The sequence below is a fragment of the Pengzhenrongella frigida genome (genome assembly GCF_004168625.1).
Lineage (GTDB): Bacteria > Actinomycetota > Actinomycetes > Actinomycetales > Cellulomonadaceae > Pengzhenrongella > Pengzhenrongella frigida.
Genome location: NZ_SDWW01000029.1, coordinates 43,729 through 54,525 on the forward strand (window position 1 = coordinate 43,729; position 10,797 = coordinate 54,525).

9 protein-coding genes are annotated in these 10,797 nt (G+C 73.4%); 7 read left to right on the top strand and 2 right to left on the bottom strand.

Going from position 1 to position 10,797, the window contains the following annotated elements:
- The first annotated feature begins 26 nt into the window (after nucleotides 1-26).
- From EUA98_RS12520 to EUA98_RS12535, 4 genes are all read left to right on the top strand, one after another.
- Nucleotides 27-1,460, top strand: a complete 1,434-nt coding sequence (locus tag EUA98_RS12520) for a GH1 family beta-glucosidase (protein WP_130103024.1) — start codon at nucleotides 27-29, stop codon at nucleotides 1,458-1,460.
- Nucleotides 1,461-1,549: 89 nt separating this feature from the next.
- Entirely contained in the window at nucleotides 1,550-1,846 is a 297-nt protein-coding gene (locus EUA98_RS12525; protein ID WP_130103025.1) for an Rv1322 family protein, read from the top strand.
- A 22-nt stretch (nucleotides 1,847-1,868) separates the two neighbouring features.
- The gene (locus EUA98_RS12530) at nucleotides 1,869-2,624 is read left to right on the top strand and encodes an alpha/beta hydrolase (protein WP_130103038.1); all 756 of its coding nucleotides are present in this window, start codon (nucleotides 1,869-1,871) and stop codon (nucleotides 2,622-2,624) included.
- Entirely contained in the window at nucleotides 2,621-3,526 is a 906-nt protein-coding gene (locus tag EUA98_RS12535; RefSeq protein ID WP_130103026.1) for an alpha/beta fold hydrolase, read from the top strand. The genes EUA98_RS12530 and EUA98_RS12535 overlap by 4 nt, the downstream gene beginning before the upstream one ends.
- Nucleotides 3,527-3,562: 36 nt before the next feature.
- Here EUA98_RS12535 and EUA98_RS12540 read toward each other — a convergent pair whose 3' ends face one another.
- A complete protein-coding gene (locus tag EUA98_RS12540) occupies nucleotides 3,563-4,135 on the bottom strand; it encodes a hypothetical protein (RefSeq protein WP_350339499.1) in 573 nt (190 codons plus the stop codon).
- Nucleotides 4,132-6,393 carry a coiled-coil domain-containing protein gene (locus EUA98_RS12545; RefSeq protein WP_130103027.1) on the bottom strand — a complete coding sequence of 754 codons (2,262 nt, stop codon included), beginning with the start codon at nucleotides 6,391-6,393 and terminating at the stop codon, nucleotides 4,132-4,134. The genes EUA98_RS12540 and EUA98_RS12545 overlap by 4 nt, the downstream gene beginning before the upstream one ends.
- 207 nt (nucleotides 6,394-6,600) lie before the next feature.
- Here EUA98_RS12545 and EUA98_RS12550 point away from each other — a divergent pair, with 207 nt between their 5' ends.
- From EUA98_RS12550 to EUA98_RS12560, 3 genes are all read left to right on the top strand, one after another.
- Complete coding sequence (locus EUA98_RS12550; protein WP_130103028.1) at nucleotides 6,601-8,523, top strand: hypothetical protein; 1,923 nt, start codon at nucleotides 6,601-6,603, stop codon at nucleotides 8,521-8,523.
- A 215-nt stretch (nucleotides 8,524-8,738) separates the two neighbouring features.
- Complete coding sequence (locus EUA98_RS12555; protein WP_242511458.1) at nucleotides 8,739-9,602, top strand: DUF8094 domain-containing protein; 864 nt, start codon at nucleotides 8,739-8,741, stop codon at nucleotides 9,600-9,602.
- A 26-nt stretch (nucleotides 9,603-9,628) separates the two neighbouring features.
- On the top strand, nucleotides 9,629-10,576 hold the full coding sequence (locus tag EUA98_RS12560) for a tetratricopeptide repeat protein (RefSeq protein WP_130103030.1): 948 nt from the start codon (nucleotides 9,629-9,631) through the stop codon (nucleotides 10,574-10,576).
- Nucleotides 10,577-10,797 lie beyond the last annotated feature (221 nt).

Here is a 10,797-nt window from a genome sequence, read left to right on the forward strand (position 1 = left end):
CCCCCGCAACAAAGGACTACACCCGGATGAGCACTGCACGGACCTTTGCCCCGAGCTTCCTGTGGGGCTCGGCGACCGCCGCGTACCAGATCGAAGGCGGTGTGGCCGAGGGGGGCCGCGGCCCGTCGATCTGGGACACGTTCTCCCACACCCCGGGCCGCACGCTCGACGGCGACACCGGCGACGTGGCCGACGACCACTTCCACCTGTGGCGCCAGGACGTCGCCGAGATGAAGCGGCTCGGCCTCGGCGCGTACCGGTTCTCGATCTCGTGGCCGCGGGTGCAGCCCGGCGGGTCGGGGGACTTCAACGCCGACGGCATCGCGTTCTACTCGAACCTGGTCGACGAGCTGATCGGGGCGGGGATCGCGCCCGTGGTGACGCTCTACCACTGGGACCTGCCGCAGGAGCTCGAGGATGCGGGCGGCTGGACCAACCGTGACACCGCGTACCGCTTCGCCGAGTACGCCGCGAAGATGGCGCACGAGCTCGGTTCGCGGGTGTCGGTCTGGACGACGTTCAACGAGCCGTGGTGCGCGGCGTACCTGGGCTACGGCTCCGGGGTGCACGCCCCGGGACGTACCAACGGTGCGGACGCGCTCGCGGCCGTCCATCACCTCAACCTCGCGCACGGGCTCGCCGGTCGGGCGATCCGCGAGGTGCTGGGCGACGACACGAAGCTGTCGATCACGCTGAACCTGCACGTGACCCGCCCGGACGATCCGACGTCGGCCGCGGACCTCGAGGCGGTGCGCCGCATCGACGACGTGGGCAACGGAGCGTTCCTCGGCCCGTTGCTCGACGGCGCGTACCCCGCGACCCTGTTCGCCGACACCGCGCACGTGTCGGACTGGTCGTTCGTGCTCGACGGCGACCTCGACCTGATCCGGGTGCCGCTGGACGTCCTGGGCGTGAACTACTACTCGACCGGCCGCGTCCGGCACTTCTCCGGCGAGGGCGAGCGCTCCCAGGCCGACGGGCACCGCGACTCCGACGCGAGCCCGTGGGTCGGGGTCGACGACGTCGAGTTCCTCCCGCAGCCGGGGCCGTACACCGAGATGGGCTGGAACATCGAGGCGCCGGGCCTCACCGAGCTGCTGGTCAGCCTGCACGCGGCGTACCCGGACCAGCCGCTCATGATCACCGAGAACGGCGCCGCGTTCGACGACTCGGTCGCGCCCGACGGCCGGATCCATGACGCGGGTCGGGTCGCGTACCTGCACGACCACCTCGAGGCCGTCGGCGTCGCGATCGATGCCGGGGTCGACGTGCGCGGGTACTTCGTGTGGTCGCTGCTCGACAACTTCGAGTGGGCCTACGGGTACAGCAAGCGGTTCGGGATCATCCGGGTCGACTACGACACCCTCACGCGGACCTGGAAGGACTCGGCGTACTGGTACCGCGAGCTCCTGCGCACCCGCACCCTCCCCGCCATCGAGTCGGCCCCCACCCTCTCCTGACCCACCCTGCCGTTCCCGCCCGCCCCATCCCGCCCCGCCAGTCCCGTGCGGGTGGGGCGGGTCGGGGATCCGCGGGGGAGAATGGGCACATGCCCAGCGGTCGGAGGTCGAAGCGTCGTCCGCAGGGCGAGCCCGCACCCCTCGACCTCGAGCGGGCGCTCGGCGGGCGTCGCAGCGAGGACGCGCCCGACGGGTCGTGGACCGTCCAGCGCGTCCAGGGTTCCGACAAGTCGTTCCGGTGCCCCGGCTGCCAGCAGGTGATCGTCCCGCATCTCGCGCACGTGGTGGCCTGGTCGTCCGACGGGATCCTCGGCCCCGAGTCGGCGCTCGCGGACCGCCGGCACTGGCACCGCTCCTGCTGGGATGCTCGAGCGCGTCGTCGCTAGGCTCGACCCGATGCCGTCCGCCATGATTCCCACGCCCGCCGCCACGCGACTGCCCGCGCCCGGCGCCGTGTCCGCGCTGACGGTGCTCCCCGCCCGGCGCGAGCAGGTCGAGCTGCACACCGCGGACGGGCTCACGCTCGTCGGCGAGCTGGCCGTGCCGGTCGATCGACCGCCCGTCGCCACGCTGATCACCCTCCACCCGCTGCCGACGCACGGCGGGTACATGGACTCGCACGTGCTGCGCAAGGCGGCCTGGCGCCTGCCCGCGCTGGCCGACCTGGCCGTGCTCCGGTTCAACACCCGTGGCACGGCGTCGCCGCGCGGCACGAGCGAGGGCGCCTTCGACGACGGCGACGGCGAGCGACACGACGTCGCCGCGGCGCTCGCGTTCGCGGCGGCCCGGGACCTGCCGCGTCGCTGGCTGGTCGGCTGGTCGTTCGGCACCGAGCTCGCGCTCATGCACGGTCGCGACCCGTCGATCGAGGGCGCGATCCTGTTGTCCCCACCGCTGCGCTGGGCCGCCGAGTCGGACCTCGAGGCCTGGGACGCGTTCGGCAAGCCGCTCGTCGTGCTGGTACCCGAGCTCGACGACTTCCTGCGTCCCGCCCGCGCGCGCGCGCGATTCGCGACCGTCCGTCAGGCCGAGGTGATCGGGGTCGACGGCGCCGGTCATCTCTGGGTGGGGGAGACGGCCGTCCGGCGCGTGCTCGACGAGATCGTGTCCCACGTGCTGCCCGACCCCGACCAGGAACCGACGCCGACAAGGAGATCTGGATGACGATCGACGGACTGCTCGCCCTGCACACGTACCGCACGAGCCGCACCGGCCGGGTGCCGCTCGTCCTGCTGCACGGCTACCCGGTGGACCACCGGATGTGGGACGACGTGGTCGACCTGCTCCCCGGCGACCGCACCGTCGTGGCGCCCGATCTCCCCGGGCTCGGCGTCTCGCCGTCGGGGCAGGACGTGGCCGCCGCGCTCGGGCGGCCCGCCGAACCCTCGCTCGAGACGGCCGCCGACGCCGTCGCGGCCACGCTGCGGGCCGCCGGGATCGATCGCGCGGTCGTCGCGGGCCTGTCGATGGGCGGCTACGTGGCGATGGCCCTCGTCGAGCGTCATCCGGACCTGGTGGCCGGGCTCGGGCTGCTCGACACGAAGTCGACCGCCGACGACGCCGGGGCGCGCGCCAACCGGCTGCGGGTCGCCGCGGCCGTGCAGGCCGACGCCACGGTCGATGCCGTGCTCGGGATGCGCCGGGCCCTGCTCGGGGAGACGAGCCTGGTCCAGGAGCCTGACCTGGTGGACCGCCTCGAGCGCTGGATCCGCAGCCAGGGGCCCGGCGGCATCGCCTGGTCCCAGCGGGCGATGGCGGTCCGCCCGGACCGCACGGACGTCCTGGCGGGGTTCGGTGGTCCGGCGCTGGTCGTGATCGGCGCCGAGGACACAGTGACGCCGCTCGCCGCCGCCCAGCATCTCGTCGGGGCCCTCCCTCAGGCCGAGCTGGTCGTGGTGCCCCGGGCAGGCCATCTGACCAGCGTCGAGAACCCCGAACCCGTGGCCGCGGCGCTCGACGCGCTCGCGCTCCGGGTGGACGACGCCGACCGCGCGCCCGGTTCGAGCGGCGCAGGGCCCAGCGAACCCGTGCCCAGCGAACCTGCGCCGAGCGAGCCCGTGGTCTGAGGGCACACCGGCTGGACGGCCGACGTCGGCCGCTGGTCAGCTGCGGGCGGTCAACGCGCGGTCGAGGGCATCGGCCAGATCGATCGACTCGCCGTCGCGGCCGCCCTTGCCCAGGATCAGCGGCGGATCGCTCGGCTGCGGGGTCGCCCCGCGCAGCCGGGCGCGCAGGCTGGCCGGCACGGTGAGGATGTAGAACTCACCGTCGGTGCCCACCGCCACCGACTCGTTGCGTCGCAGGTACCACCCGCGCACCGCGGTCCGATACCGGGCCCGGCCGTCGTAGCTCCGGGCGAGCAGCGGGGTGCTCGGCACGCCGCGCGCGGTCGCCTCGCGCACGAACGCCTGGATCAGGGCCCGCGCCTGCAGGGACTGACCGGCCTGACGCCGCTCGAGCGCGTCCGCGTGCTCGGCGGCGGCGTCCCGTCGACGTGCCCGCCACGTCGTGTCGGCAGTCGCGCCGCCGGCTTCGTCGGCGGTCGTGACGCCGTCGCCTGTTGCGTCGCCGTGGCCCAACGCGTCGCCGTGGCCCAACGCGTCGCCGTGGCCCAACGCGTCGCCGTCGGGCGCAGCACCGTCCTGGGGTGCGGCGCCCGACGACTCGGTGCTCACCGGACGGGGTTCGCCGTCCCGGCGTCCGTCACGGGCTCGTCGTTCGCGGTCGCGTCATCCTTCGTCGCGTCGTCGTCCGTCGTCGACGTGGCGGTCGCGTCCGTGCCGGTCGCGTCCTGTTCGTCGGTCGCGACCTCCGGCGCGGTCAGCTCCCCGGTGTCCGCGGCCGGCGTGCCGGTCGGCACCGGTGCAGCATCGCCCGATGCGGCCTGCGCCGGCTTGGCGTCGCTCGGCTTGGCGTCGCCCGGCTCGGCCGCCTTTGCCGGGACCTGCGGGGTCTCGGCCGAGATCGGAGCCGGACGCCCCTTGGGGATCCGTACCGGCCCCTCGGTCGGCTTCGGCGACTGCTTCGCGGGCGTCGCGCCGCGCTTGCCCTTCGGGGCCGAGGCGTCGAAGCTGGCCTCCGTCTCGGTCGCCCGCTCGACCGTCAAGCGGCTGGGCGAGGGGTCGTTCCCGAGCAGGTTGCGGAGCTCGTCGAGGTAGGACGTGGTCGCCTCGCGCTGCCGGTTGAGGTCCTCGACCTGGCGCTGGGCGGTGGTCCGCTCGCGCTCGGCCTCGATCATGGCCTCGGACAGGTTCTTCTCGGCGTGCTCGCGGGCTTCCGTGACGACCCGATCGGCGTTGTGCCGCGCGTTGGACAGCAGCTCCTTGGCGTAGGTGTCGGCGTCCCGGCGGACCTGCTCGGCCTTCTCCAGGGCGTTGACCACGCGCTGCTCGGCCTCGGCGGCATGCGCCTCCGAGTCCTTGACCAGACGTTCGGTCTCGGCGCGAGCCGTCTCGTGCCGCTCGGCGTCGGCCCGCTCCGCAGCCTCGCGGCTGGTCGCGGTCTCGAGCTCGGCGTCGGCGAGTGCGCGACGGGCCTGCTGCAGACCGGCGTCGGCCTCGGCCTTGGCGGCCGCGGTGAGCTCAGCGGCCGTCCGCTGCGCGTCGGTGAGGAGCCGCTCGACCTCGAGCCGGGTGACCTCACGCAGCTCGGCGCTCTCCCTCTCGGTCGTCCCTCGCAGCTCGGCCGTCTCGCGCAGCACGAGGTCGCGCAGCTCGGTCGTCTCGCGCTCCGTGGTCCGGCGCAGGTGGGCGGTGTCGAGCTCCGTGGTCTCCCGCAGCTCGCTCGTCTCGCGTTCGGCCGTCGACCGGAGCTCGGCGGCGAACTGCTCCGCGTCGGCCTGCTGGGCCTCGATCTCCTGCTCGGCGGCAGTCCGTGCAGCGGTGATCTCGTCGCCGATCGCTGCGCGCAGCTCCCCGACCTCGCGGTCGGCGGTGGCGCGGACGAATCCTGCGTACTGGTCGGCCTCGGCGCGCAGGGCCGCGGCCTCGGTGCGGGCGCGCTGCTGGAGCGCAGCGACATCGCGATCGGTCGCAGCCCGGACGGTGTCGGCGTACTGCTGGGCGTCGGACCGCAGCGCGGCGACCTCGCCGTCGACCTTCAGCCGCAGCTCGGCCACCTCTGCCTGCGCCGTCGAACGGTGCTCGGCGGCGAACTGCTCGGCCTCGACCCGCAGCGTGGCGAGCTCGTGCTCGACCCGCTGGCGAAGTGCCGTCGTGTCGGCGTCGGCGGACTGACGCAGATCCTGCGAGTACCGCTCGGCGGACTCCCGCTGGGCGGAGGTCTCGGCCTCGGTCGTGCTGCGCAGCTCGGTCGCCGCACGCTCGGTGGTCACCCGCAGCTCGGTCGCCTCGCGCTCGACCGTCGCCCGCAGCGTGCCGAGCTCGCGCTCGAGGCCCGTCCGGCGCTCGCTCTCCTCGGTGGTGATCGCACTCTGGATCCGGGCGGCCTCCCGCTCGGCCGATCCGACGAGCTCCTCGGCACGACGCTGGGATGCCGTCAGGCTGCTCTCCGCCTCGGCTGCCGCAAGCGAACGCACCTCGTCCGCTTCGCGGCGGGTCGTGGCGAGCAGCTCGGCGACCTCGTTCTCAGCACGCGCGCGCAGCTGGCCGGAGGCGAGCTTGGCGCGGGCCAGCGCATCCGACGCCTGGGCGTTGGCCTGGGAGACGACGTCGGAGGACTGCTCCTCCGCGGAGCGCAGGAGCTGCTCGATCCGCGAGCCGAGCCCCGAATAGGTCGGCCGCTCGGCCTCGCGCAGCTGGCGGTGGGCCTCGGAGAGCTCGCCCGCCACCTGCAGCGTGCGGCTGTCCAGGGACTCGACCTGTGCACGGGCCTCGGTGAGGGCCTGCTCGAGCTGTTGGAGCCGTGCGTCGACCGGAGCACGGTCGTAGCCGCGGAAGTTGACCACGGGGAAGGGCGAGCGATCGTCGGGCACAACATCCTCCTGGACACGCGGAATCTCGGGCTTGCACGGTCGGCGCTTCCCTCGTGCCGACCGACCTGCTCGAGCCAGGGTATCGGTCGGTCGAGGGGTGTCCGTGACCAGCGGCTCGGGCAGCAGATGGGCTGCGAAGAGGCCATTCGGTTCGTCCCCAACTGTGGCTCGCCTATTCTGGATTGTCATCTTCGGAAGGGTTCGTGCGTGCTGCAACGTCTTATCGCCGCTGTTCTGGGCGTCCTTGGCCTCGCTTCCATCGGACTGGGCGTGGCCTCGGCGACCGCTTGGCGGGCCGACGACGTCCTCGTCGCGACCGCCCCCACGGCGTCGACCAGTGCCGGAACTCTCGTCGTCACGGCGCCCGGCGTGCTCGAGCTGGGCGGCAGCGAGGTCACCGTGTCGGCCGAGGCCGCCGGGGGCACGAAGGTGGTGCTCGCGATCGGCAAGGAGGCCGACGTCGCGGGCTGGGTCGGGACGGACTCCCACACCGTGATCGCTGGCCTCGTCGACCGGCAGACGCTGCGCGTCGAGCAGGCCGAGACCGAGCCTGCGCCCGACCCTGCTCCCGAGGTGACCGAGACGCCCGCCGAAGACGGCGCCGCGACGGACCCGGCAGCGGACCCGGCGGAGGACCCTGCTGCTGCCCCACCCGTCGAGGCCGCCGAGGCGCCCGACCCTGATGGCTCCGACCTGTGGGTCCAGCAGGCGGCCGGCGAGCGTTCGGCCGAGCTCACGTGGACTCCGCAACCGGGTCGCTGGACGCTGCTCGCCGCGGGCGTGGGCGAAGGAGCCGCAGCGCCGAGCGTCGTGCTGTCCTGGCCGCAGACCGTCACCACTCCGTGGCTCGTGCCGGGCGTCGTCGTCGGCGGCATCCTGCTGCTGATCGCGCTCGCGCTCGGTGCCCGCCTGTGGACCCGCGCGCGCCGCGGAGAGCAGGCGGACTGGCACGCGGTCGAGACCGGCGCCATCCCGATCGTCGTCCGGGCAGGCCTGCCCCCGGCAGCGAGCAGCGGTGCGTCGGGCAGCGGTGCGTCGACCGGCGGTGCGTCGGCACGCGATGCGAGCTCGACCGGGACGATCCCGAACGGATCGGGCGCGGTCGACGCCGGCGAATCGACGTCGGCGGACCGGTCTGATGCCGAGAGCACGGCAGCGGACGACGCCCCTACCCTCATCCTCACCCGTCGGCAGATGCGGGAGGCCGCCGCGCCCGCTCCTCGTGGGTCGATGCGCCGCCGAGGACCGCACGCCGCCGGCGACACGGCACCTTCCCCGAACCGCGGCGCTCCCGCCATTCCGCAGGCGATCGCGCCCGCGACTGGGATACCGGAGCGGACTGCGCCCGCGACGTCGCCGACCGTGCCGATGCCCACGCCCGGCACCGCGGGTCGGCCTGTGCCTGCCACCCGACGGACCACTAGGGGCTCAGGCGGCCCGACGTCGTCCGCCGCCCCCGGCGCGGCGTCTGCCAAGTCCGCGCCTCCTGAGTCCGCATCTGCCAAGTCCGCGTCTCCCGAGTCGGTGTCCTCGCAGGCTGGGCCTCACCGGTCCGCGTCCCCTGCCGCCCCCTCGGCGGCCGCGGCGACGCCAGCACCTCGAACGGGTCGGAAGTGGTTCGCACGACGGCCCACGTCCGCCCCCGACCCGGCACCCGAGACCGCGCCCGCCGGCGGAACGGCTGCCGCGCCTGGAACCGCGGCCGGAACGGTCGGCGCGGGCGGAACCGGCATCGCACGGGTGAGCGGCGCCGGAGCGGGTAGCTCCTCGCCCATGGCTGGTCCCGCATCTGCTTCTGGCTCGCGGCCGGTGACCGGGTCCGCTTCGGCAGCGGACGCACCGTCGAACGATGCTCTGTTGTCCGGATCTGACGGAGCCCGCACGCAATGGACCCCGACCCGACCCGTCGCGCCCGCCGCTGCGAGCACGCCACCCACCGGGTCCCGAGCCGACGCTTGGCGCCGATCGTGGGGTATCCCCGAAGTGGATGCCACCGACCAGACCGGCCAGACCGGCTCGACCGAGTCAACGAGCCCGGCCAGTGCCTCGAACCCGACCAGAGATCCGAAGGGGACGCCGGATGAGTCCGGGCGACCCGACTCGACCCCGCGATCAGGGAAGGACGCCTGATGCCTACATATCGGTCAGATCCCCGACCTCTTCACGTCCCGTCCCCTCGAACGGGGCCCCGGAGCGTCAGTTCCCGGAGCGTTCCGCGACTCGCTACGGCCGTGCTGGCCGGGGCACTCGTCCTCACGGGCTGCTCGTCGCCCCTCCCGGAACCTGCCCCCGGGGCGGTCCCGGCCGTTCCGCCGCCGGTCCTGACCTTGGATCAGGCGGATCACGTGCTCGAGCAGATCGGAACCGACCTGGCGGCGGCCGACGCGGCGCTGTCCGCGGCCGACCTTGCCACCCGGGTGTCCGGCCCCGCCCTCGCAAGCCGCACGGCGGAGTACGCGGTCAGCACCACAACAGCGGGCGCCAAGGGTCTGACCGCGTTGGAGATGAACGCGCAGACCCTCGTGCTGCCCAGCACCGAGGTCTGGCCCCGGACGCAGCTGGTCGTGACGGAGCAGCCCGATGATCTGTCGAGCCCGCGACTCCTCGTGCTTCAGCAGACCGACCCGCGCAGCCAGTACACGCTGTGGGGCTGGGTGCGGCTGCTGCCCGGGGTCAAGATGCCCGCCACGGCCGCACCGACGATCGGCAGCGCTCCACTGGCGGCAGATGCGGACGGGCTGCTCGCGGCGCCGAACGACGTCGTCGCGCACTACGCGGACGTGCTGCTCAACGGGGACGCATCGCCGTTCGTCGCGGAGTTCGCGGCACCGGACCCGTACCGGCAAGGAATCACCAGCGGCCGAGAGCCGTTCGCGCAGATCGCCAGCCAGACCAAGGGCACGTTCACCGAGACGTACACGCCCGACGCCGATCAGACGTTCGCCCTCGCGACCGCCGACGGCGGCGCGATCGTGGTCGCGGCGATGTCGACCGCCTCCTCCCTGAGCTTCAGCGGGGCGTCCCTGCCGTTGCCGGCGGAGTTCGCCGCCTTGTCCGGGGGAGCGCTCGCCCCGGGAGCCGCCCTGCGCAGCAATCTCGAAGTGACCTACTCCGACGTCATCGCGTTCTACGTCCCGCCAGCCGGAGCCACGACCCCCGTCCAGGTCCTGGGCGCCGAGCACATCCGCACGTCCGTCACCGGTTCTTGACCGGTCCAGCCAGGGAGAAGCGCCCGATGAGCCAACCCAGCAGCCCCCAGCCTCGCTTCGACGTCCGTGGGGCGGTGGATCTCGCGGCACTCGGCCGTCCAGCGGCACCGCCACCGGGCGCTCCGGGGGGACTGCCGCCAGCCGGCGGATTCGTCGTCGACATCGCCGAGGCCACCTTCCCGGACCTGGTGCAGAGCTCGATGGACTTCCCGGTGGTGGTGCTCCTGTGGTCGTCGCGGAGCCCGGAGAGCATCGAGCTTGCCGCAGGGCTCGGTGCGCTCGCCGCCCAGTACGCCGGGCGCTTCCAGCTGGCCCGGGTCGACATCGATGTCTCGCCGCAGATCGCCACGGCGTTCCAGGTGCAGCAGGTCCCGACCGTGGTCGCGATCCTCGCCGGGCAGCCGGTGCCGCTGTTCCAGGGTGCCTACCCGCCTGCGCAGATCGCACCGGTGCTCGACCAGCTGCTCGCGGCAGCCGCGACGAACGGCGTGACCGGTACCGCGCCGGGAGGCCCCGACGAGACTGCTGTGGCCGAGCCGGCCGAGATCGTCGAGCCACCGTTGCCGCCGTTGCATCAGGCCGCCTACGACGCGATCGAGAACGACGACCTTCAAGCGGCGATCGACGCATACTCCCAAGCGCTGCGCGAGAACCCGCGCGACGACATGGCGCGGGCAGGGCTCGCTCAGGTGGGCCTGCTCCAGCGCACCGCAGGAGTCAATCTGGCGGCGGCTCGGACGGCTGCTGCGGACGGGCCCGCGGACATCGATGCGCAGCTGCTGGTGGCTGACCTCGACGTGCTCGGCGGGAACGTCGATGACGCGTTCGCCCGGCTGGTCGACCTCGTCCGCGCCACGACTGCTGAGGACCGCGAACGCGTACGTGTCCGTCTGGTGGATCTCTTCGAGGTCGTCGGCGCAGACGACCCGCGCGTGCCCGCCGCCCGCCGGGCTCTCGCCAACGCGCTCTACTGACCGGCGCCCGGACTGGCGCCTGGACCGGCGCCAGGACCGGGGTGACTGGCGTCACTCCCTCCGGATTTGACGCTCCCAGGCCCGCTGCGTAGTGTTCACGTTGTTGCCCAGCAGGGAGGAACGGACACCGCAGTGCCGCAAGGTGCGAGACGGTGGCTGGTCCCGGAAGGCAACCACCCCATGTCGACTGTTTCTCGGCGCTGTTGCGTCGGGGTACTGTT

What these genes read in the sequence shown, in the direction of transcription:
- EUA98_RS12520 (WP_130103024.1), top strand. Translation starts at nt 27, where the DNA reads ATGAGCACTGCACGGACCTTTGCCCCGAGCTTCCTGTGGGGCTCGGCG.
- EUA98_RS12525 (WP_130103025.1), top strand. Translation starts at nt 1,550, where the DNA reads ATGCCCAGCGGTCGGAGGTCGAAGCGTCGTCCGCAGGGCGAGCCCGCA.
- EUA98_RS12530 (WP_130103038.1), top strand. Translation starts at nt 1,869, where the DNA reads ATGATTCCCACGCCCGCCGCCACGCGACTGCCCGCGCCCGGCGCCGTG.
- EUA98_RS12535 (WP_130103026.1), top strand. Translation starts at nt 2,621, where the DNA reads ATGACGATCGACGGACTGCTCGCCCTGCACACGTACCGCACGAGCCGC.
- EUA98_RS12560 (WP_130103030.1), top strand. Translation starts at nt 9,629, where the DNA reads ATGAGCCAACCCAGCAGCCCCCAGCCTCGCTTCGACGTCCGTGGGGCG.